The sequence below is a fragment of the Kitasatospora sp. NPDC029367 genome, from assembly GCF_055569135.1.
In genome coordinates this window covers 96732-117805 of sequence record NZ_JBVHYH010000021.1, presented here as the reverse complement: position 1 = coordinate 117805, position 21074 = coordinate 96732, and the positions used below count along the sequence as shown (strand labels likewise).

24 protein-coding genes are annotated in these 21074 nt (G+C 74.8%); 8 read left to right on the top strand and 16 right to left on the bottom strand.

Annotated features, from left to right (window positions below):
* Window positions 1–107: 107 nt before the first annotated feature.
* Window positions 108–791 carry an alpha/beta fold hydrolase gene (locus ACZ4W5_RS14635; RefSeq protein WP_465654663.1) on the bottom strand — a complete coding sequence of 228 codons (684 nt, stop codon included), beginning with the start codon at window positions 789–791 and terminating at the stop codon, window positions 108–110.
* 179 nt (window positions 792–970) lie between these two features.
* Between ACZ4W5_RS14635 and ACZ4W5_RS14630 the strand changes: the two genes are divergently transcribed.
* The gene (locus ACZ4W5_RS14630) at window positions 971–1207 is read left to right on the top strand and encodes a hypothetical protein (RefSeq protein ID WP_360230794.1); all 237 of its coding nucleotides are present in this window, start codon (window positions 971–973) and stop codon (window positions 1205–1207) included.
* Between the two features lie 95 nt (window positions 1208–1302).
* On the opposite strand, the gene ACZ4W5_RS14625 is transcribed toward ACZ4W5_RS14630, so the two are convergent.
* From ACZ4W5_RS14625 to ACZ4W5_RS14590, 8 genes are all read right to left on the bottom strand, one after another.
* Window positions 1303–2028, bottom strand: coding sequence for a hypothetical protein (locus ACZ4W5_RS14625; protein ID WP_465654661.1), 726 nt, complete (start codon window positions 2026–2028; stop codon window positions 1303–1305).
* Window positions 2029–2239: 211 nt separating this feature from the next.
* Window positions 2240–3817: a sigma-70 family RNA polymerase sigma factor gene (locus ACZ4W5_RS14620; protein WP_465654659.1), complete on the bottom strand. Its 1578-nt coding sequence runs from the start codon at window positions 3815–3817 to the stop codon at window positions 2240–2242.
* A 199-nt stretch (window positions 3818–4016) separates the two neighbouring features.
* A complete protein-coding gene (locus ACZ4W5_RS14615; protein WP_360230788.1) occupies window positions 4017–5003 on the bottom strand; it encodes a CAP domain-containing protein in 987 nt (328 codons plus the stop codon).
* Window positions 5004–5168: 165 nt separating this feature from the next.
* Entirely contained in the window at window positions 5169–5648 is a 480-nt protein-coding gene (locus ACZ4W5_RS14610) for a GNAT family N-acetyltransferase (protein ID WP_465654657.1), read from the bottom strand.
* A 243-nt stretch (window positions 5649–5891) separates the two neighbouring features.
* Window positions 5892–7283 (bottom strand): MFS transporter, encoded by a 1392-nt coding sequence (locus ACZ4W5_RS14605; RefSeq protein WP_465654655.1) that lies wholly within the window; start codon window positions 7281–7283, stop codon window positions 5892–5894.
* A gap of 6 nt (window positions 7284–7289) precedes the next feature.
* On the bottom strand, window positions 7290–8081 hold the full coding sequence (locus tag ACZ4W5_RS14600) for a glycerophosphodiester phosphodiesterase (RefSeq protein WP_465654653.1): 792 nt from the start codon (window positions 8079–8081) through the stop codon (window positions 7290–7292).
* Window positions 8082–8169: 88 nt separating this feature from the next.
* Entirely contained in the window at window positions 8170–8928 is a 759-nt protein-coding gene (locus ACZ4W5_RS14595) for a hypothetical protein (protein ID WP_465654651.1), read from the bottom strand.
* Window positions 8929–9026: 98 nt separating this feature from the next.
* Window positions 9027–9377 (bottom strand): hypothetical protein, encoded by a 351-nt coding sequence (locus tag ACZ4W5_RS14590; protein ID WP_465654650.1) that lies wholly within the window; start codon window positions 9375–9377, stop codon window positions 9027–9029.
* A gap of 111 nt (window positions 9378–9488) precedes the next feature.
* Here ACZ4W5_RS14590 and ACZ4W5_RS14585 point away from each other — a divergent pair, with 111 nt between their 5' ends.
* From ACZ4W5_RS14585 to ACZ4W5_RS14565, 5 genes are all read left to right on the top strand, one after another.
* On the top strand, window positions 9489–11030 hold the full coding sequence (locus tag ACZ4W5_RS14585; protein ID WP_465654649.1) for an ATP-dependent DNA ligase: 1542 nt from the start codon (window positions 9489–9491) through the stop codon (window positions 11028–11030).
* A gap of 258 nt (window positions 11031–11288) precedes the next feature.
* On the top strand, window positions 11289–11507 hold the full coding sequence (locus tag ACZ4W5_RS14580; RefSeq protein ID WP_465654648.1) for a ferredoxin: 219 nt from the start codon (window positions 11289–11291) through the stop codon (window positions 11505–11507).
* Between the two features lie 93 nt (window positions 11508–11600).
* Complete coding sequence (locus ACZ4W5_RS14575; RefSeq protein ID WP_465654646.1) at window positions 11601–12812, top strand: cytochrome P450; 1212 nt, start codon at window positions 11601–11603, stop codon at window positions 12810–12812.
* Window positions 12813–12966: 154 nt separating this feature from the next.
* A complete protein-coding gene (locus tag ACZ4W5_RS14570; protein ID WP_465654644.1) occupies window positions 12967–13212 on the top strand; it encodes a hypothetical protein in 246 nt (81 codons plus the stop codon).
* Window positions 13213–13315: 103 nt separating this feature from the next.
* Entirely contained in the window at window positions 13316–13657 is a 342-nt protein-coding gene (locus tag ACZ4W5_RS14565; protein WP_360230771.1) for a hypothetical protein, read from the top strand.
* A 129-nt stretch (window positions 13658–13786) separates the two neighbouring features.
* Here ACZ4W5_RS14565 and ACZ4W5_RS14560 read toward each other — a convergent pair whose 3' ends face one another.
* The 3 genes from ACZ4W5_RS14560 to ACZ4W5_RS14550 all read right to left on the bottom strand — a co-directional run bounded on the left by ACZ4W5_RS14560 (window position 13787) and on the right by ACZ4W5_RS14550 (window position 14675).
* Complete coding sequence (locus tag ACZ4W5_RS14560; RefSeq protein WP_360230769.1) at window positions 13787–14071, bottom strand: DUF427 domain-containing protein; 285 nt, start codon at window positions 14069–14071, stop codon at window positions 13787–13789.
* 107 nt (window positions 14072–14178) lie between these two features.
* On the bottom strand, window positions 14179–14415 hold the full coding sequence (locus tag ACZ4W5_RS14555; protein WP_360230768.1) for a DUF6296 family protein: 237 nt from the start codon (window positions 14413–14415) through the stop codon (window positions 14179–14181).
* 23 nt (window positions 14416–14438) lie between these two features.
* Window positions 14439–14675: a DUF2277 domain-containing protein gene (locus ACZ4W5_RS14550; protein WP_465654642.1), complete on the bottom strand. Its 237-nt coding sequence runs from the start codon at window positions 14673–14675 to the stop codon at window positions 14439–14441.
* Window positions 14676–14858: 183 nt separating this feature from the next.
* Between ACZ4W5_RS14550 and ACZ4W5_RS14545 the strand changes: the two genes are divergently transcribed.
* Window positions 14859–16127 carry an MFS transporter gene (locus tag ACZ4W5_RS14545; RefSeq protein ID WP_465654640.1) on the top strand — a complete coding sequence of 423 codons (1269 nt, stop codon included), beginning with the start codon at window positions 14859–14861 and terminating at the stop codon, window positions 16125–16127.
* Window positions 16128–16130: 3 nt separating this feature from the next.
* Here the strand turns inward: ACZ4W5_RS14545 and ACZ4W5_RS14540 are convergent, their stop codons facing one another.
* Window positions 16131–17387 (bottom strand): alpha/beta hydrolase, encoded by a 1257-nt coding sequence (locus tag ACZ4W5_RS14540; RefSeq protein ID WP_402476770.1) that lies wholly within the window; start codon window positions 17385–17387, stop codon window positions 16131–16133.
* 113 nt (window positions 17388–17500) lie between these two features.
* On the opposite strand from ACZ4W5_RS14540, the gene ACZ4W5_RS14535 reads away from it, so the two are divergent.
* Window positions 17501–17962, top strand: coding sequence for a MarR family transcriptional regulator (locus tag ACZ4W5_RS14535; RefSeq protein ID WP_360230760.1), 462 nt, complete (start codon window positions 17501–17503; stop codon window positions 17960–17962).
* 44 nt (window positions 17963–18006) lie between these two features.
* On the opposite strand, the gene ACZ4W5_RS14530 is transcribed toward ACZ4W5_RS14535, so the two are convergent.
* From ACZ4W5_RS14530 to ACZ4W5_RS14520, 3 genes are all read right to left on the bottom strand, one after another.
* On the bottom strand, window positions 18007–18525 hold the full coding sequence (locus tag ACZ4W5_RS14530; protein WP_465654637.1) for a gamma carbonic anhydrase family protein: 519 nt from the start codon (window positions 18523–18525) through the stop codon (window positions 18007–18009).
* A 58-nt stretch (window positions 18526–18583) separates the two neighbouring features.
* Window positions 18584–19960, bottom strand: coding sequence for a serine hydrolase domain-containing protein (locus ACZ4W5_RS14525; protein WP_465654635.1), 1377 nt, complete (start codon window positions 19958–19960; stop codon window positions 18584–18586).
* A gap of 180 nt (window positions 19961–20140) precedes the next feature.
* Window positions 20141–20707, bottom strand: coding sequence for a DJ-1/PfpI family protein (locus ACZ4W5_RS14520; RefSeq protein ID WP_360230754.1), 567 nt, complete (start codon window positions 20705–20707; stop codon window positions 20141–20143).
* Window positions 20708–21074 lie beyond the last annotated feature (367 nt).

The following is a 21074-nucleotide window of genomic DNA, read 5'->3' as shown; positions in this document are numbered from 1 at the left end:
TCGCAAGGCGGAGGAGGGAGCCCAATGCAGCGCATTGGCGACCGACGACAACGCGGCGAGGTGCGTGCCCCGGCGTCGCCCCGCAGGCGGGAGTTTGAAGACGGGCCCTACTCCAGGGTCTTGGCGGCGTCCCGGATGACGTCGAGGACGAAGTCGGGGTGCGACAGCATGGGGACGTGGCTGCTGTCGATGTCGAAGGTCTTCGCGCCCATCCGCTCGGCGGCGGCCCGTTGCAGGTCCGGGTTCACGGTGCGGTCGTTGTTCGCGACGATGTACCAGCTCGGCTTGGTGCGCCAGGCGGTACCGGGGACCTGCTGGGCGAACAGGTCGGCGACCGGCACGGCGCCCGTCGCCAGGACGAGCTTCTGCTCGGCGACCGGCAGGTCGCCGCAGAAGTCGGCCACACCGGCCTCCTGCAGCCAGAGGCGGCCGTCGACGACGCCGACGTGCTCGAAGACCGGTGTCGGGGGGAACTTCTCCTGCTGGCCCACCGAGGTCTCGTCCTCGTCCGGGGCGAGCGCGGCGATGTAGACCAGGGCGCCCACCCGGTCGTGGACGCCGGCCTTGGTGATCAGCGTCCCGCCGTAGGAGTGGCCGACCAGCACCACCGGGCCCGGCACGTGCTCGATGGCCCGGGTGACGCACGCGACGTCGCCCTCCAGCGAGTCGAGCCCGTGCTGCGAGCTGTAGACCTCGTGGCCCTCGGCCTGGAGCGTGGGGATCAGCTTGTTGAAGCACGAGCCGTCGGCCCAGAGCCCGTGGGCGAATACGATGCTGGCCTTACCGGCCATGACGTCCTCCTTCGTCGATACGGCGCCGTGACGGAACACGGAACGCTGCGGTCAGTATCCGTTCGGTCACCGTGTGCGGCATCCCGGCCGTACCGACCTCGCACCCCCTCGCACCGTCCCGGGCCGCGATGCTCCGGGGCCGCCCGTAACCCTTGCGGCGCGGTTTCGTTGGACCGGCCATGAAGAAGCGCAGCATGCTCGCCGTCGCCTCGCTCGCCGTCGGCGTGGTGGCCTCCCTGACCGCTCCGAGTGCGCACGCCAGCGAGATCGGCGGCCAGGAGGGCCTGCCCGGTCCGCTGACCAGTGCCCCGGGCGCGGTGCCGGGGCAGGTCGGGGACGCGGGCGGCGTGGTCGGCCAGGCCACCGGCTACGTGACCGGCTCGGCGGACGGCCTGGTGCCGGTCACGCCCGCCTAGGCTCGCGCACCCACTCCTCCCCAGACTCTCGGGGCGGGCCCGGGGAGGAGTGGGTGCGGCCGTCGCGCGGCTCCCCTCCCCGGGCCCGGGTCGGGTCAGGCGCGGAGGAGGTACCAGCCGCCCATGCCGCTGCAGCCGGTATTGACGTAGGCGCCGAGGCGGAAGCCGGCCGGAACGGGCTGGTACGGGCAGACCACCTGTCCGGCTCGGGCCACCACCTGCAGCCAGGAGCCGATGCCACCGCAACCGGGCACCTGGTGGCCGATGTTGACGTAGCCGGGCGGGATCGGCGAGCCCGCGCAGGTCCAGATGCCGTCCCTGGCGAGCTGCATGAACCAGGCGTCGATGTTGGTGCAGCCGTTGCCGTTGGGGGCGTGGGCGGTCAGTACGTAGCCGGGCGGGACGGGCGAGGTGCCGCAGGTCCACAGGCCGTCCACGGGCAGGCGCATGTACCAGGAGTCGTAGCCGTCGCAGCCGGTGGGATTGTGCCCGGAGAGCACGTAGCCGGCCGGGATCGGCGAGGTGGCACAGGTCCAGATGCCGTCCCGCACGGGCTGCTGGTACCACATGCCGGCACCGTTGCAGCCGTTGTTGGAGTGCATGGTGAGGACGTAGCCAGGGGTCACGGGCGCGCCCCGGCAGATCCAACCGGGCCCGGCCGCAGCGGCGTTGGCGGCGGCGGGTGCGGCGGAGGCGGGTGCGGCACCCGCTCCGACCAGGAAGGCCACCAGCAGCGCGAGCGCCCCGGCCAGCGCGGCCAGTCGGCTCCGGAGGGCAGTGGTCGACGAACGGTCCAGCTGTCGGTCACGCGGTTCTGTCACTTCACACCAGTCCTGTCGGCAGGTCCGTAGGGCCCCGCACGGCGGATGTGCGGGCGCCGGGGTGGTGGAACGGTGCGACCGTAGCAAGAATTGGAACGCTCCAAGAGGGGATTCCCGGCGGACAGCATGCGCACGTCAAAGGTTGGCCGGAAACGCTCGCCCGGCCCGGGCGGAGCAGCTCCGGGCCGGGCGGGGGCCGGGCGAGGGCCGGTCAGGACATCGGGGCGCCCAGGTCCTGGGTCCACAGGGTGCCGGCGGGGCTGGTGGCGATGCCGACGCCGATGTCCTTGAAGCCGCAGTCGAGCATGTTGGACTGGTGGATCCCGCCGTCCATCCAGCGGGCGAAGACGCTCGCCGCCGTGGTCGGGCCCCGGTCGAGGTTCTCGCCCCACTGGGACCAGCGGTAGCCGGCCGCGGTGATCCGGGCGTCCGCGCGGACGCCGTCCGGGTTCACGTGGTCGAAGAAGCCGCGGGCGGCCATGTCGTCGGAGTGCTTCTGGGCCGAGGCGTGCAGTCGGGGATCGATCCGCAGCGGGGCGCAACCCGCCTTGGCGCGTTCGGCGTTGACCAGGTCCACCAGCTGCCGTTCCGGGTTGGGCTGGGGCGCGGCCGGGGTCGACCGGGTGGCGGTCGGCGAGGGCGTCGCGGTCGGGGTCCCGGTAGGGGTCGGCGTCGGCGTGGGGGTGGCGGTCGGGGTGTCCGGGACGGTCGCCGGCAGGGCTGCCGGGGTGTCCATCGCGGCGGCCGGGGTGGTGGGTTCGGGCACCGCCGCCCGCGGCGGCTCGGTGGGGTTCGACCAGACCAGGGCCAGGGTGGTGACGGCCACCGCCGCGGCCGTACCGCCCGCCAGTGCGGCCTTGCGGGCGGCGGTGCCGGCCCAACCACCGTGCGCGCCACCGCCGGTGGCCGCACCGGCAGCCGTACCGCCCGCGCCCGATCCCGCACCGGCCGCCGCCGTGTGGGCGCCCGCCGCGGCGGTCGCGGCCGTGTGCTGGAAGTGCAGCAGCGTGGGCGAGGCGGACGGGATCGGGACCAGCGCGAGGCCGGCCAGCAGGCCCTCGGCCGGGAAGAGGTCGCGGCCCAGGCCGTCGCAACCGGCGCAGCCGCGGATGTGCCGGGCGATCCGCTTGCGCCAGACCGAGTTCGGGGTGCCGTCGAACCCGGCGGTGACCTCAGCGAGTTCGGGGCAGCGCGGGTAGGCGCCGAGGGCGCGGACCACGACCCGCCCGGCCTCCAGCTGCTTCTTCATCCGCTGGACCCGCACGGCGGCGTGCGGCACGGTCAGGTCGAGGGCCGCCGCGAGTTCGGCGCGGGTGAGGTCGCCGGCGGCCTCCAGCCACCACAGGGCGAGCAGTTCACGGTCGTCCGGATCCAGCCAGCGGGTGGCCTCCGCCACCTCGCGGCGCTGGCCGGACAGGCCCAGGCGCAGGATGGTGAGGTCGGTGAAGTCGGCCCGGGGGTCCGGGACTTCCCAGGTCTCGTCCAGGCCCCCGACGGTGGGCTGCTGCTGCCCGGCGGCGTGGCGGCGGCGGACCTGGTTCATGGTGATGGCGACCAGCCAGGAGCGGAAGGACTCCGGGTCGCGGAGCCCGTCCAGGCCGTCCAGGGCCCGGATCATGGTCTCCTGGGCCACGTCGTCCACGTCGGCGTGGCCGCGCAGGGCGCGGCCGGCCACGTTGTAGACGAGCGGCAGCCAGGTGGCGACCAGGGCCTCCTGGGCCTGCCGGTCACCCGCCTGCGCCGCGCGTACCAGGGTCGTCCCGGTCCTGTTCTGCACATCAGCGTTCATGGTCCGCACTCCGTCTTGCCGTGTTTCCGTCCGCCGCTGCCTCCTCGGAGACCTGTGGGGAGTGATCAGATAACAACAATGTGCACGGAATCGGAAAATCGGACTGCCCGGTGGCCGGCGGTACCGGCCACCGGGAGTGAGCGGCGGCGGGGTCAGGGGCGGACGGCGATGACGAGGGGCAGAGCCGGGGCGGGCCCGGTCAGGCCGGAGCGGCGAACACCTGGGTCCACCACGGGCCGTTGGCGCCGGTCCGCACCCCCACCCCGAGCTGCTTGAAGTCGCAGTTCAGGATGTTGGCGCGGTGGCCGGGGCTGTTCATCCAGGACTCCATCACGGCCGCCGGGTCGCTCTGCCCCCGGGCGATGTTCTCGCCCCAGGTGCTCCAGCGGTAGCCGACCGCCTCGATCCGGTGGTCGGCGTGGTAGCCCTCCGGGCTGGCGTGGTCGAAGTAGTTGCGGTTGGCCATGTCGTCACTGTGCGACTGGGCCGCGCTGGCCAGCCGGGGCTCGGCGGTGACCGGGCCGCACCCGGCCTTGGCCCGCTCGGTGTTGACCAGGTCGACGACCTGCTGGGCGAACGCGGGGGACGATCCACCGCCTGCCGGAGCCGCGGCGGCCCGCTGGGCGGTGCCCGCGGCGGGGTTGGCGCTCGGGCGGGTGGGCGCCGGGCTCGGCTTGGCGGTGGTGGTGGCGGTGGCCGTCGGGCTCGGCGTCGCGGTGGGCCGGCCCGTCGGGGAGGCGGAGCCCGTCGCGGTGGCCGTCGGGCTCGGGGTGGCCGACGGGCCCGTCGCCGTCGGACTGCCCGACGGCGGCACCGCGCCCGCGAGGCCCGCTCCCCCGGCGCCCGGCACCTGGATGCCCTCGTGCGTCCCCAGCTCGGCGGCGACCAGCGAGTCCGCCGCGGCGGCCTGCCCGGCGAGGTCCCGGTCGCTCTGCTTGCCGCCGTACGCCGCATAGCCCGCCCCGGCCAGCGCGGCTATCAGTCCGGTCCCGGCCACGGCGGCGACGACCGCGCTCACCGGCGCGAACCCGCCACGCCGGCGCCCCCGGCGCCCGTGCCCGGTGTGCCGCTGGGCGGCCCGCCGCGCGGCCCGGCCACCCGGGCGGCCGTGGCCGCCGCTCCCGCCGGCGCCGTCGTTGCCGCCGCCGCTCGCCGGGATGATGGTCGTCCTGTCGTCGCTGTTCACGTGGCCACTGCTTTCTGTCCAGGTCGGCTGGTCGGATACCGACACCTGGGAGACCCCCCGGCGGAACGCCGATAACAGAAACTCCGTACGAATGTTCCGGCGACTTGGTCAGGTGATCCGGTCGGCCGCTCCGGTCGGCCCCACCGGTCGGCCCCACCTGCGGGCTCAGCCGGCCGGGGCCTCCGGGGCCATGTCGTAGGTGACGAACATCGTCCGGGTGGCGACCTGGTCGTACTTGCTGCGCGCCCGGTGGTTGTCGTCCGCGGTGATCCAGCGCACGGTGCTCCAGCCGCGCTCGGCGGCGATCTCCCGCAGCCGGGCCAGCAGTTCGTCCACCGCCCCGCCGCCGCGCACCTCGGGAGCGACGAACAGGTCGTCCAGGAACCCGGCCACCGTGCCGTGCAGCGGCCGGGCGAACGGCCGGAAGTGCGCGAAGCCGACGGGCGTCCCCGCGCCGTCCCGGACCAGCAGCCCCTCCACCTCGTGCTCCGGGTCGTTGAGCCAGGACCACACCAGCTCGGCCTTCTCCTCCGGCATCGGCACCCGGTAGAACTCGCAGTACCCGCGGAAGAGTTCGCGCCAGCGCGGGTAGTCCCCCTGCTCCGGCGCACTGATGCTCCAACGGTTCGCGGCGGTGGTGCTCAACTCGGTCTCCTCGCTGGTCGAACGGCTCGGACCAGCATGCCGCCCCGCGACCCGCCCGCCGATCTCCACCCCGGCCAACACCACCCGCCCCCGCACTCCACTCCGGCGCTTCCCAGCCGGCCGCTCTCCGGCTCCACCCGGGGAACGCGACGGCGGCCGGGCCGGAGCCCGGCCGCCGGGAGCGAGCCGTTCGGGGTGAGCCGCCGGAAGCGAGCCGTTCGGGGTGAGCCGTCGGAGTGAGGGTCAGAGACGCTCGGGGACGGGGTTGCCGACCGCTTCGATGGCGCGGCGGACCGGGACCTTCGCCAGGACGGCGAACCCGATCACGAAGAAGATCAGCAGCGAGATGATCGCCGAGCGGTAGCTGCCGGTGACCTGGTAGGCGAGGCCGAAGACCAGCGGGCCCATCCAGCTGGTGCCACGGTCGCTGACCTTGTAGAGGCTGAAGTACTCGGCCTCCCGGCCCGCCGGGATCAGGTGCGAGAACAGCGAGCGGGAGAGCGCCTGGCTGCCGCCGAGCACCAGGCCGATCATGCAGGCCAGGACGTAGAACCAGGCCGGCTGATGGGCCGGCATGAAGTAGCCGAGGGCCAGCGTGACCACCCAGCCGACCAGCGAGCCCAGGATGGTCTTCTTGGCGCCGTGGCGCTGGGCGATCCGGCCGAGCAGCAGGGCCCCGCCGATCGCCACGATCTGGACGATCAGCACCGCGATGACCAGGGTGCCCTGCTCCATGCCGAGTTCCTCGCTGCCGTACAGCGAGGCCTGCGAGACGACGGTCTGGATGCCGTCGTTGTAGCAGAGGAAGGCCGCCAGGTAGAGCAGCGTCAGCGGGTGCTTGCGCATGCTCTTGAGGGTGCGGCCGAGTTCGCGCAGGCTGCCGGCGGCCGGCTGGTCCGGCGCGGCCTCGGCGCGCGCCCGGACGACGCCGGCCCGGGAGGGCAGCCGCAGCATCGGGACGAGGGTGAACAGCGCCCACCACAGGCCGGCCGAGGCCAGGCAGATCCGCACGGCGGTGCCGGAGGAGAGGCCGAGCGCCTCGTGGCCCTGGAACAGCGCCAGGTTGGCGATCAGCAGCAGCCCGCCGCCCGCGTAGCCGTAAGCCCAGCCCTTGGAGGAGACGGCGTCGCGCTCGTCGGGGGCGGCCAGGCCCGGGAGGTAGGCGTAGGAGAGCGCCACGGACACCGCGTACGAGATGTTGGCGACCACCAGCAGCGCGCCGCCGAGCAGGTAGCGGTCGCCGCCGAGGAAGAACATCCCCATGGTGGCCAGCGCGCCCACGTAGGCGAAGCCGCACATCAGCTCCTTGTGCCGCCCGGTGCGGTCGGCGACCGTGCCGGTCAGCAGCATCGCCGCGACCGAGATCAGCACGGAGAAGGAGACCGTGTACGGGAAGAACGATCCTGCACGGATCGCCAGGCCGAGCGGGTGCACGTCGCCGGACGCGTCGGCGGCGTTCTTCGCCACCTCGGTCAGGTACGGCCCCAGGAAGACCGTCAGGACGGTGGCCGAGAAGGCGGCGTTGGCCCAGTCGTTGATGTACCAGCCGAACTGCATCCGGCGCAGGGCGCGGCCGTCGTCGGCGGCCGCCGGAGGCGACGAGACGTCGTCCGGCAGGTGGTCCGTGGTGCTCATGGGCTCCTATTTCACTGTGCTGGAGCCGGTGCTGCCGTCCGTCCAGCAGCCGCGCTCGCCGAGGACGCCCTTCAGGACGTCGATGCGATCCGCCATGATGCCATCCACACCCAGGTCGAGGAGAGACCGGATCCGTGTGGCATCGTCCACAGTCCACACGTGGACCTGCAGGCCGAGGCGGTGGGCGGCCCGGACGAAGGCCCGGTCGACCACCCTGACCCCCCGGTGCCGCTCCGGCACCTGGGCGCACACCCCGGCGAACGGCGCCCCGCCCCGCGCCAGCGGGCCCGCCAGCGAGCGCAGCCGCAGCCGGGCCACCTCGCGCGGGCCGAGCGAGGTCGCCAGCCGGGGGCCGGCGGCGGCGCGCACGGCGGCGATCCGGCGGTCGGAGAAGCCGCCGACGCAGACGCGGTCCCAGGCGTTCGTCCGGCGGATCGCCTCGACCAGCGGCCGCACGGCGGGCGCCGCCTTCACGTCCACGTTGAACCGGGCGCCGGGGAACGCCCCGAGCAGGTCCTCCAGCAGCGGTACCGGCTCGGTGCCCCCGATCCGGGCCCGCCGGACGGTCTCCCAGGGCAGCTCGGCGACCGCCCCGGCGCGGTCGGTCACCCGGTCGAGCCGGGAGTCGTGGAAGGCCACCAGCACGCCGTCCGCGGTGGCGTGCACGTCCGTCTCCAGGTAGCGGTAGCCCAGCGCCACGGCGGCCTCGAACGCGGCGAGCGAGTTCTCCGGGTGCCCGAGCTCACCGCCCCGGTGCGCGAAGGCCAGCGGCCCCGGGTGGTCGAGGAAGGGGTGCATGCGGTGCTCCGAGCTGCGGGGACGGGACGCCGCGCGGCCCGCTCCGATGGCGCCTCGGACCGCGCGCGTTACAGTATTACGCACCCTGTCAAGGAGTAACGGCGGTGGGCGTCGGCTCCGGCGACGCCCCGGCAGTGACGAGCCGATGGATCTGTGCGGTCACCAGGTCGGTGGGCAGGGTGGGGGCGAGTGCGGTGTCGTCGATCTTGCAGAACACCGCGCGGTTGTCACCGACCGCCGCGTACAGGTAGAGCCAGGTGGATCCGCCCCGGGTGGTCGCCGCCCCGGTGGACGACAGGAGCCGGAAGCCGACGACCGGCACCTCCGAGGCCTGCGAGGCCACCGGCTCGACCTCCAGCGGCTCGGCGCCGAACCGGTCGCTCAGCCGGAGGCTCGTGCAGCTGCCCCCGTGGACGGCGTCCCGCAGCGCCTCGAAGCGTTCCCGGGCCCGACCGCCGGGGACGGCGGCCACCTCGACCAGCGTCCGGTTGCTGCGGGTGTTGTCGCCGGTGACGTACGTGCGCCGGGCGGCGCCGGCCGACTGCTCGATCATGGCGTCGAGGACCGGTGCACAGCCCGGACTCCGCTTGGCCGCCCTGGCGATCGTCTCCGCCGTGGTGTCGGACACCGGCGCCTCCTCCTCGGTGGTGGTGCCCGCCGGCAACTCGGAGACGGGCACCAGCGTCGCCCTCAGCTGCTCACGGGACAGCGGCGCGAGCGGGCGCCAGGCGGTCGCGGCCTCCGGCGGCACGGAATGCGGCGCCCGGGCCGCGGAGGCGGACTCGGCGGGCCGTACGTCCGGGTCGGCCGTGCAGCCCACCACGAGGGCGAGCAGCCCCAGAGCCACCGGTACCGTGCGTGCGGCGCGCCATGTCAAGGTTGTCTCCCGTCCCCTGCCCGGTCTCCGGGCCGCCCCTCGGAACGGGACGGCGGCGGGCGCGGCCATTATGGTCGCGGGGCGCGGTGTCCCGCCTCGGGTTTTCCGTCCTCGAACGGTCCGGTGGTCAGGCGCTCCTCGAACTCGTCGGTGCGGCGCAGGTCGTAGAGGTAGGACTTGCCGGCCTTCCAGCTGCGCCAGGGGCCGAGCGGCGGGAACGGGCCTTCTCGCGTACGGCCGGACAGCGGCCAGCCGTTGGCGGTGCCGTCGGCCCCCACGGTGCACCAGCCCCGCTCGGGCAGCCACCGGCACCACACGTCGAGGTCCAGGCGCGGGAAGGACGGCCGGCCGTTGAACTCGCCGTCCCTGCGGTAGCCGTAGACCAGGCCGTCCGCCCGGCGCACGAACTCGATCGACACGGCCGCTCCCCCTCACCGTCCAACTGCTGGACGGGAAAGGCTATGTGCCCGGGTTGCCGGGGTGCGGGGTCGGGGGGGCCGCGCGGATGCTGGGGGTGGAGGTGGCGGCGGATGGGGTTGCGGCGGTTGGCGGAGGTGTCGCGGGAGGTGGCGGCGGAGCCCGGGCGGCGGGCGAAGGTGGGCCTGTTGGCGGGGTGTCTGCGGGAGCTGGGGGCCGAGGAGGGGGCGGCGGCGGTGGTGCTGCTGTCGGGTGAGGCGCAACGGTTGCGGACGGGGGTGGGGTGGGCGGCCCTGCGGGAGTTGCCGGCGCCGGCGGTGGCGGCCTCGCTCGGGGTGCGGGAGGTGGAGCGGGAGCTGGAGCGGATCGCCGGGGTGCACGGGGCGGGGTCGCAGGCCGAGCGGCGGCGGCTGCTCGCGGGTCTGTTCGGGCGGGCGACCGAGGTGGAGCAGGGGTTCCTGCGGGCGGTGCTGGTCGGGGACCTGCGGCAGGGGGCCCTGGACGTGCTGGTCGGGGACGCGGTGGCACAGGCGGCCGGGGTGCCGGTGGCGGCGGTGCGGCGGGCGTTGATGTTCCGGGGGTCGGCGCGGGCGGTGGCGCGGGCCGCGCTGGGCGGTGGCGCGGAGGCCCTGGCGGAGTTCCGCCTGGAGGTGGGGCGGCCGGTGCGGCCGATGCTGGCGGCGGCCGCACTGGACGTGGCGTCGGCGCTGGAACGGACGGGTGCGGCGGCGCTGGAGTGGAAGCTGGACGGGATCCGGGTGCAGGTGCACCGGGACGGCGGGGAGGTCGCGGTGTTCACCCGCAGCCTGGAGGACATCACGGCGCGCGTCCCCGAGGTGGCGGAGGCGGCGCTGGCCTTGCCGTTGCGCTCGGCGGTGCTGGACGGCGAGGCGATCGCGCTGGGTGCGGACGGGCGGCCGCGTCCGTTCCAGGAGACCGCGGCGCGCACCGCCACCCGGCGGGATCCGGACCGGCTGCGGGCCGAAGTCCCGCTCAGCGTACGGTTCTTCGACCTGCTGCACCGGGACGGCGAGGACCTGGTGGACCGCCCGGGCCGGGAGCGTTGGGCGGCACTGGCCGGGGCGGTGCCGGAGGGTCTGCGGGTGGCCCGGATCGAGACCGGGGACCGGGCGGAGGCGCTGGCGTTCTTCCGCGGGGCGCTGGCGCTCGGCCACGAGGGGGTGCTGGTGAAGGACCCGGCGGCCGGGTACGCGGCCGGGCGGCGCGGGGCGGGCTGGATCAAGGTGAAGCCCCGGCACACCCTGGACCTGGTGGTGCTTGCGGCGGAGTGGGGCAGCGGCCGGCGGCAGGGGTTCCTGAGCAATCTGCACCTGGGGGCGCGGGCGGCGGGCGAGCCGGGCCTCGGCCCGTGGGTGATGCTCGGGAAGACCTTCAAGGGGCTGACCGACGCCACGCTCGCCTGGCAGACCGCCGAGCTGCTCGCCCGGGAGGTCGACCGGGACGCCCGGACGGTGCGGGTGCGGCCGGAACTGGTCGTCGAGATCGCCTTCGACGGCCTCCAGCGCAGCCCCCGCTACCCCGCCGGACTGGCCCTGCGGTTCGCCCGGGTGGTGCGGTACCGGCCGGACAAGAGTGCCGCCGAGGCCGACACCGTGGCCTCCGTAAGGGAGTTGGCCGCCGCCGAAGGCCTGTGAGGCCGCCCGCGCTTGTGAGACCGCCCGCGCCGCCCGCCCGCCGACCCGCCTGCCGACCCGCCCGACGGCGTTCCGACGGCGTTCCGACGGTTGAAACGCATTGCGCGGCAAGGGCGTTCACACAGGAGCCGAATCGGCCATTCTTGACGATCCGCCCGCCGCACCCCTCCGTGGACGGACCAGCGGCGGCTAGGTTGACCGTGACAACGAGAGGCGGCCGCCGGGCAGCCGGCGGCGCCCTGGCGAGAGGTGCCCGACATGCAGGTGAGCGTCGACCGGGACCGTTGCTGCAGCTCCGGGATGTGCGTGATGAACGCCCCCGCGGTCTTCGACCAGGACGAGCGCGACAGTCTGGTGAGGCTCCGTCAGACCGTCGTGCTGCCCGAGCAGTTCGACGACGTCAAACTCGCCGCCGATCTCTGCCCGGGCCGGGCGATCACCGTCACCGAGGGCGAGCCCGCCCGGACCGAGGCCTGACGGCCCCCGGCGCCGGCCCCGCACGCCGCCCCGGACCCGCCCCGGACTCCCGACACCCCACGAGGACACCCGCGCCCTGAGGAGACCCCCGCCTTGACCTCCGTACCCACCGCCCCCGCCGTCCCGCTGCTGCCCGCCCCGCACTCCAGTGGCTGCCCGTTCGGCCCGCCGCCCGCGTACACCGAGGCCGCCGCCACCGCGCCGATGACCAGGGCCGAACTGCCCGACGGCGACTCCTGCTGGCTGGCCACCGGCTACGCCGAGGTCCGCGCCGTGCTGTCCGACCGCCGGTTCAGCGCCGACGTGCGCCACCCGGCCTTCCCGCTGCTGGTCGCCGGCGCCCGCGAGGAGCTGGTCACCGACAACCCGTCCTTCCTGCGGCTCGACGACCCCGAGCACGCCCGCCAGCGCCGCATGGTCACCGGGGACTTCCTGGTCAAGCGGGTGGAGGCGCTGCGCCCGGAGATCCAGCGGATCGTGGACGAGGCACTGGACCGGATGACCGCGGGCCGGACCACGGCCGACCTGGTCACCGAATTCGCGCTGCCGGTGCCCTCGCTGGTGATCTGCTCGCTGCTCGGCGTGCCGTACGAGGACCGCGACCGCTTCCAGGGCCTGAGCCGCACGCTGCTCAGCCGGGACAGCACCGTGGAGGAGCTCCGGGCGGCCCAGGACGAGGTCCTGGACTACCTGCGTGACCTCACGGCCCGCAAGCGCGCCCAGCCCGAGGACGACGTCCTGAGCCGGCTCGCGGCGCGGGACGACCTGAGCCCGGACGACGTGGCCGGCACGGGCGTGCTGCTGCTGATCGCCGGGCACGAGACGACCGCGAACATGATCTCGCTGTCCACCGCGCTGCTCCTGGAGCAGCCGGAGCAGATCGCCAGGCTCGCCGATCCGGCCGCGCTGCCCGGCGCGGTGGAGGAGCTGCTGCGGCTGCTCACCATCGTGCACACCGGGCTGCCCCGGGTCGCGCTGGAGGACGTGGAGCTGGGCGGGGTCACCATCCGGGCCGGGGAGGGCGTGATCGCGATGCTCTCCACGGCCAACCGGGACGAGGCGGTGTTCGGCGGCGGCGACCACCGCTCGCCGGACGAGCTGGACCTGGACCGGGACGCCCGGCGGCACCTGGCGTTCGGCTTCGGCGTGCACCAGTGCCTGGGGCAGCCGCTGGCCCGCGCCGAGCTGCAGATCGCCCTGGAGACGCTGTTCCGGCGGCTGCCGGGGCTGCGGCCGGCCGGTGAGCGCCGGTTCCGCACCGAGTCGTTCATCTACGGGATGCGGTCACTGCCCGTGACCTGGTGAGCCGACCGACCCGGCGGTCCGACTGACCTGGTGGTCCGGCGGCCCGGCGGTCCCGTTGGCCCTGAGGTCCCGCCGCAGGCCGGGCGCCGGACGCCGGGTGCGCGGGTCACCCGGCTGGCCCCGGCGCCGGGGCGGAGGCAGGCTGGAGGGGCGAGTGACAGACCCGGCCCAGCCGCGCCTGCGTCCGGGCGTGCCGGAGCCGGCCGAGGAGACGGAGCCCGCGATGACCGACATGAGCGAACGCTCCGGAGTGAGCACCGACCGCGAGGAGGACGTCCGCGCCGCCGATCCGGAGGAGGGTGTCACCTCGATGCAGAACCTGCACGCGCAGGACACCTCCCAGGCGGAGGGCGACCCCATCCTGGACGAACCCGGCGCGAGGGGCCCGGAGCGGGCCTGACCGTCCGCCACACCGATCCGACCGCCCGGCGGGACCGGGCGGTCCTTGTGACCGCAGGTGTCGTTGCCCGGGCGGCGGCGCACCGGCGGGGGAGGATAGGCGCATGACCGAACACGATCAAACCGACCGGCAGACCCGGCCGCCCACGGACCCGCGCACCTCGTGGGCGACCTGGACCACCCAGTCGATCATCAGCGGCCCCGGCGGGGTCGTCACCACCGAGGTCGGCCCCATCTCCGGCGACCTCACCGTGCACACCACGTGGGTGGACGGCGAGGCGCGGCTGACCGTCCAGTACACCGGCGCGCTGGACTGGTACACGGTGTCCGGCAGCCCGGTCGCCGCGGCGGACGAGAGCACCGCGCGGGCCATCCACCAGGCGATGGTGAACGGCGTCAAGGCGGGGCACGGAGCGGTCGCCCCGCCCCCGGCCCTCGGCGGCTGACCGCGCCCCTGCGTACGGAACGGGACGGCCCCCGGCGCGGCCCTCTGTGCGGCAGCCGCGCGGCCCTCGGCGCGGAACGGCGCGGCCCTCGTGTCCGGCGGACCGGGCGCGGGGGCCGCGCGGCGGCCGCTACTCGGTGATCTCCACCCCGCGCCAGAAGGCCACCCGGCCCCGGACGTGCTCCGCCTCCGGCTTCGGGTCGGCGTAGTACCAGGCGGCGTCCGGGTTGGCCTGCCCGGCCACCTCCACCGTGTAGTAGTTGGCCGTACCCTTCCAGCTGCACACCGTGGTGGTGTCGGAAGGCCGCAGGAACTCGGCCCGGACCGCCTCCAACGGGAAGTAGTGGTTGCCCTCGACGAGGACGGTGTCCTCGCTCTCGGCGACGACGGTGCCCTGCCAACTCGCTGTGGTCATGGGCCGATTCTGCCGCACGGGCACGCCCGCGACCCGGGCTTCGGGAGGATTGCGCGCCCCGGGGCGGCCCGGGGCGGCGCGGCGCGGCCCGGGGCGGTGCGGGCGGGTCAGGGCAGCGGGTGGGCGTGCACCGGCAGGTGCGGGGTCTGGTGGCCGCCGCTGGCGAGCATCCGGACCTCCCCGGCCTCGCTGATCTCGGCCCGGACGATCCCGCTGGCGTCCTCGTAGACGGGGTGCCCGCCCGGGCCCTTGGCGCTGGTCCGGACGACCACGACCACGTCCTGCGGGGCCTGGGTGCCGGGCGTGCCGGGGAAGGTGAGGGCGTAACGGTCGACGGGTTTCATCAGCGGATCCTGCTCCTCACGTCTCAGACGCTCGCCCCGGCGGCCCGGGCGTGGGAGCCCCGCACCTCCAGCTCGTCGAGCAGCCGCGCGGTGGCCTCGGCGACCGCGTCCACGGCCCGGTCGAAGGCCTCCCGGTTGTGGGCCGCCGGTGCACGGAAACCGGACACCTTGCGGACGTACTGCAGCGCGGCGGCGCGGAAGTCCTCCTCGTCGGCATCGGGTGTGAGGGGTGGGCGCAGCGTCTTGATGTTGCGGCACATGAACCCAGTCTTGCGCGCGGGGGCCGCCGAGGCGAGCGGCCTGCGCCGTACGCCCCCGATTCGTCACACGGGCCTCACGGGGACGTCATCCGGGCGGATTAGGATTTCCGACGAACGAATTCCCTCGCCCACGCACCCCGCCACGCACCCGGCCGGGCGCGGGCATCACCCCGGAGTCACCCCTTGCCTCTCGCGCTGTTCGCGCTGGCCGTCACCGCTTTCGCCATCGGGACCACCGAATTCGCCGCCATGGGGCTGCTCCCCCAGGTCGCCGACAGTCTGCACGTCTCCATCCCGCAGGCGGGCTGGCTGATCTCCGCGTACGCGCTGGGGGTGGTGGTCGGCGCGCCGCTGCTCACCGCCCTGGCCGCCGGGAAGCCCCGCAAGGCGGTGCTGGTGGCGCTGGCCGGGCTGTTCGCGACCGGCAACCTGCTGTGCGCGCTGGCCCCCGACTTCTGGACGCTGGCCGCCGCGCGGCTGATCACCGGGCTGCCGCACGGCGCCTTCTTCGGCGCCGGGGCGGTGGCCGCCGCCGAGCTGGTGGCGCCGGACCGGCGGGCCCGGGCGGTCGCGGTGATGTTCTCCGGGCTGACCGTCGCCAACATCGTCGGCGTCCCGGCCGCGACCCTGCTCGGCCAGCACCTGGGCTGGCGGGCGACGATGCTGGTGGTGGTGCTGATCGCCGCCGCCGGGACGCTCGCCATCGCCCGGCTGGTGCCGGCCCTCCCCTCCCCCGGCCAGTCCGGGCTCCGGCACGAGCTGCGGGCCTTCCGCAGCGGCCAGCTGTGGCTGGCGCTGGCCACCGTGATGGTCGGCTGCGGCGGGATGTTCGCCTGCTACAGCTACATCGCGCCGCTGCTCACCGAGGTCTCCGGATACGCGACCGGCTCGGTCACCGGGGTGCTGGCGCTGTTCGGGGTGGGGATGACGCTCGGCAACGTGATCGGCGGGTTCGCCGCCGACCGGGCGCTGCGGCCGACCGTCTGCGTCTCCTTCCTGCTGCTCTCGGCCACGCTCGCGCTGTTCGCGGTGACCGCGCACGCCCGCTGGTCGGCGGCCGTCACGGTGGTGCTGATCGGGCTGTTCGGGTTCGCGATCGTCCCGGCGGTGCAGACCCTGGTGCTGCAGAAGGCGCGCAGCGCGCCCACCCTGGCCTCGGCGACGGTGCAGGGCGCGTTCAACCTGGCCAACGCCCAGGGGGCCTACTTCGGCGGGCTGGCCCTGGCCGCCGGGCTCGGCTGGACCTCGCCGCCCCTGGTGGGCGCCGGGCTGGCCGCGGCCGGCGCCGTGGTCGCGGTGCTGGCCTGGGCGGCCGACCGGCGCCCGCCCGCCCCGGTGCCGTTGGAACCGGCCGCGGGGCGGACGGGCGCTGGCCTGTCGGCCGCGGAGCGGGCGGGCACCGGCCTGCCAGCGGCGGAGCCGACGGGCGTGCCGCTGGCACCGGCCCCGTAGCAGTCAGCCGCGGCGCAGCGCGGTGAGCTCCGTCGGGGCCGCGCCGCGCCACCAGGTGGGGTCGGCCGAGCCGTCGGTGGTGCGCCCGTCGCGGTGGACGTAGTGCCGGACGTCGCGGCCCGGCTCGGCGAACTCGCCGGCCAGGGCGCGCTCCAGCCACTCCGCGCCGAAGCGGAAGGCCTCGGCGGCCACCCCGCCGAGCGGGTGGAACTCGTCCTCGTAGACCCGCAGCTCCTTCGGGGCCCGGACCCGCTCGAAGCTCGCCAGGGCCTGGCCGAGGTCGGTGAGCTCGTCGAACTCGCCGATCCCGTAGAGCACCGGGCAGGTGATCTCGGCCACCAGGTCGCCGAGCGGCATGCGGTGGGCGAGGTCGCGGTCGAAGGCCTCCTCGTCGGTGTACCCGGCCATGTACATGTAGTTGTTCTTGAAGGTCGGCTGGGCCCGCTCGAAGATCGTGGCGAAGTCCCCGGTGACGGCCTCGAAGGCGGCGAGCGCGGCGATCCGGCGGTCGGTGGCGGCGGCCCGGGAGCCCCAGTAGCCGCTCATCGAGATGCCGAACATGCCGATCCGGTCGGCGTCGACCTCCGGGAGCCCGGCCAGGTGGTCGAGGTAGCGGCCGATCGCCCGCTCGTAGTTGCCGAGGTCGACGGTCAGCCCGTCGGCCCGGGTCTTGCCCTGCCCCGGGCCCTCGATGGAGAGCGCGACGATGCCGCGGGAGGTGTAGTAGCGCTCGGCCGCCCAGATGTAGTCCTCCTTGATCATGTCCATCCCGGGGCCGAGGATGACGGCGGGCGCGTTCTCGACCCGCCCGGCGGGCAGGTGCAGCAGGGCGTGGATCGTCGAGCCCTCGAAGTCCAGCACCACCCGCCGGACCCGGCCGTCGCGCAGGGCGCCCAGGCGGTCCACGCAGTGGTCGGTGTGGGCGCGCAGCACCGCCTTGCGCGGGTCGGCGGCGTCGAAGATCGAGTACTGGGCCCGGCCCCACATGACGGCGGCCCGCAGGTAGAGGTCGGCGGCGGTCTGCGCGAAGCCGGCGCGCTCGTGGTGGGCGGCGCGCTCCTCGGCCTGGCCGGCCACCGTCGCCCACGCCTTGGGCAGCATGGCACCGCTCCTGACCAGGGCGAAGACCTTGGCGAAGTCGGTGTGGTCGTGGCCGAGCTGCTCCATCGTCCCGACGGCCTCGGGGTGCAGCGCGTCGAAGCCGCCCTGGGCGAGGGCGATGTCCAGGGCCCAGTTCTGGCCGGTCGAACGGATGGTCATGACGGTCTCCTCCTGGAGCGGGATAGCTAAGTACTTACTGGCTAAGTACTTATTCATTAAGTACTGAGGCTAGGCTGCTGTCAACCCGCCGAGGCCGAGGAGGAACCCCCACCATGACGACGGCACCGCCGCCCGCCCCCGAACGCGCCCAGGCACTCGACCGCCTGGCCCGCGCCGCCTACCGCCTCAGCGCCGCGGACTCCCGGCTGCGCGGGCGCGCCACCCGCACCCCGGGCGCCCTGTCCCTCACCCACGCCCGGGCCCTGCGCACCCTGGCCGAGCAGGGGCCGCTCAGCATCACCCAGCTCGCCGCCGGCACCGAGACCACCGGCCCGGCCACCACCCAGCTGGTGAACGGCCTGGTCAACGCCGGCTACGTCACCCGCACCCGCCCGCCCGAGGACAAGCGGTCCGTCCTGGTCGCCCTCACCGAGGAGGGCCGGGCCCGGCACGAGCAGCGGCAGGCCGCCCTGGCCGAGGCCCTGCACGCCGACCTCGACGACTACGACGAGGAGGCCCTGGACCGGGCCGCCGAGGTGCTGCGCCGGCTGTCCGCCGTCTACGACCGGCTGTAGCGGCTGTAGCGGCGGACGGGCCGGCGCGGCCCCGGGACCAGGTCTCAGACCTCCCGGTGCGCCTCGGCGAGGAGCAGGTAGCCCTCGCCGTTGGCCTTGATCCCGGCCCGCTCCTCCTCGGTCAGCTCCCGGCGGACCTTGGCCGGGACGCCCGCGACCAGCGAACCGGGCGGGACATCCGTCCCCTGGGTCACCACCGCACCCGCCGCGACCAACGAACCGGTGCCGATCCGGGCGCCGTTGAGGACGGTGGCGTTCATCCCGACCAGGACGTCGTCCTCGACGGTGCAGCCGTGCAGCACCGCGCTGTGGCCGACCGAGACCCGCTCGCCGACCACCAGCGGGAAGCCGGGGTCGGCGTGCAGGGTGCAGTTGTCCTGGATGTTGCTGCCCGCGCCGACGGCGATCGACTCGGCGTCGCCGCGCAGCACCGCCCCGTACCAGACGCTCGCCCCGGCGGCGACGGTGACGTCCCCGACCACGACGGCGTTCGGCGCGAGGAAGGCGCCCGGGTCGACGGCGGGCACCTTGCCCTCGACGGTGGCGATCAGCGGCTCTGCCATGGCTGGATCCTCCTGGTGGTGATCGGCTGCACTGTCGCCGGTCAGCGTAGGGGGCCGGTCAGGGCGCCGGGAGGGCGAGGTCAGGCGCGAGGTCAGGCGCGAGGTCGGGGGCGGCGGCGGACGCCTGCGGGCCGCACAGGGCGGTGACGATCACCTTGTTCCAGGCGGCGCGGCCGGCGGCCTCGTCGGGGACGTCGTAGATCGTGGTGTCGGCCGCGAACTGGCGCGTGCCGTCCGGGGAGCCGAGCATCATCGTGGTGTAGCCGGGGATGCCGCCGGAGTGGCCCCAGAACGTTCCGCAGGGCGTGTCCACGCGCTGCAGCCCGAGGCCGTAGGCCTGTCCCCCGCCGTGCGCGGTGGTCTGCTCCATCGCGGCGAGTTCGGCCGGCCGCAGCAGCCGGCCGCCGAGCAGGGCGCGCAGGAAGGCGGTCAGGTCGGCGGTGGTGGAGACCAGGCCGCCGGAGGGGCCGGCCATCGAGGGGTTGAGCAGGGTGACGTCCACCGGGCCGCCGGGGAGCTTGAAGTAGCCGTGGGCGTGCGGGCCGGGGATCAACGGGAAGTCACCGGGGTACCAGGTGCCGGTGAGGCGGAGCGGGCGGATGATCCGGCGGGCGACCTCGTCGCTCCAGCTGTGGCCGGTGAGCTTCTCGATGATCATCCCGATCAGCACGTAGTCGGTGTTGGAGTACTTCCAGTCCTGCCCCGGGGCGAAGCTGGGCGGGTACTTGTTCGCGATGTCCACCAGGTCCTGGAGGCGGTAGGAGCGGTAGCGGCGGCCGTCCAGCCAGTCCTGGTCGTCGAAGCGGAAGGCCGGGTCCTTGGTGTAGTCGGCGACGCCGCCGGTGTGGTCGAGCAGTTGGCGGACGGTGATCTCGGTGCTGTTGGGGACGATGCCGGGCAGCAGGCACTCCAGCCGGTCGTCGAGGTCCAGCCGGTGTTCGCCGACCAGTTGGAGCAGGGTGGTGGCGACGAAGGTCTTGGTGGCGCTGCCGATCCGGAAGCTGCCCCTGGGGTCGGCCGGGGCGTTGCCCGCGAGGTCGGCCACACCGGTGGCGTTGCGCCAGACCAGGCGGCCGTCGGCGCGGACGGCGGCGAGCGCGGAGGTCCCGTAGCCGGGGTCGGTGATCCCGGCGAGGGCGGCGTCGGCGGCCGACCAGTCGCCGGGGCGGCCGGTGGCCCCGTCCGCCCCGGCGCCGGTGCCGCCGTCACCGGCGAGGCCGCCGGTGTTCTCGTCGGTGCTGTCGCCGACGCCGAGGCCGGCGGCGGTGAGGTGGAGGGCACCGTGGCAGCCGGCGGCCGGGCTCGAATCGGAGGGCGCGGCGAGGGCGGCCGGGGCGAGGGCCGCGAGCAGGGCCGCAGTCACGGCGGCCGTGACGGCGGCGCGCAGCAGCGGGCGGCGGAGCCGGCTGGCGGGGGCGGTCGGATCGGCGGTCATGCCGTTCTCCCTGGGTCAAGGCACCGGATCATCAACTCCGACTGATTCCATCGGTGTTGACACCATGGCAGGGCGGGCGGCGGCGGTCGTCAGCCTCCGGGAGGGCCCGCTACCCCGACCCCGGCCCGGGGCCGTACCCGGAGACGTCTCGGGGTACGGCCGGGGCCGGCCGGCGGTGGGTCAGGCCACCGGGGCCTTGGTGCGCAGGACCTCGATGAAGGCGCGCAGCCAGGCCGGGTGGTCGGGCCAGGCACGGGCCGAGACGACCACGCCGTCCACCACCGCCTCGCCCTCCACGAACTCGGCGCCGGCCGCCTTGATGTCCGGGGCGAGCGCGGGGTACGCGGAGGTGCGGCGGCCGTCGAGCACCCCGGCGGCGGCGGTGATCAGCGGGCCGTGGCAGATCTGCGCGACGGGCTTGTCGCCGGCGAAGAAGTGCCGGGCGATCCGCTGCACCTCCGGGTCGTTGCGCAGGTACTCAGGCGCGCGGCCGCCGGGGATCACCAGGGCGACGTAGTCGGCCGGGTCGACGTCGGCGAAGGCGAGGTCGGCGGGCCAGGTGTACCCGGGCTTCTCCGTGTACGTGTCGTAGCCGTCCACGAAGTCGTGCACCACGAACTGCAGGCGCTTCTTGGTCGGGGCGGCGATGTCGACCTGGTAGCCCTCCTCGCGCAGGCGCTGGTACGGGTAGAACACCTCCAGCGACTCGGCGGCGTCCCCGGTGACGAGCAGGATCTTCGATGTCATCGCCGACATCCCTCCACGTGATCGAACCTCGGTCCTGGTACGGGCCCGGGCGCGGTGGCCGCCGCGCCCGGGCCCGGTCCAACCTCCCGTACCCGGCGCGCCGTTGGCAACGGGGCGCACCGGACGTAGGGCGGTGCACTGCGCGGCGCGCGCGCCGGTCGCGAGCCGTGTGCGCCGGGGCGGGGGCGGGTACGGCCGGAGGCGGGAGCGGGTACGGCCGGGGGCGGGGGCGGGTACGGCCGGGGGCGGGGGCGGGTACGGCCGGAGGCGGGAGCGGGTGCGGCGGCGGTGCGGCGCCCGGCTGTGGGGGCGTCGCGGGCGAGGCCTAGACTCTCGTGCTGCCCGCCCACCGACCGTCCACGACCCG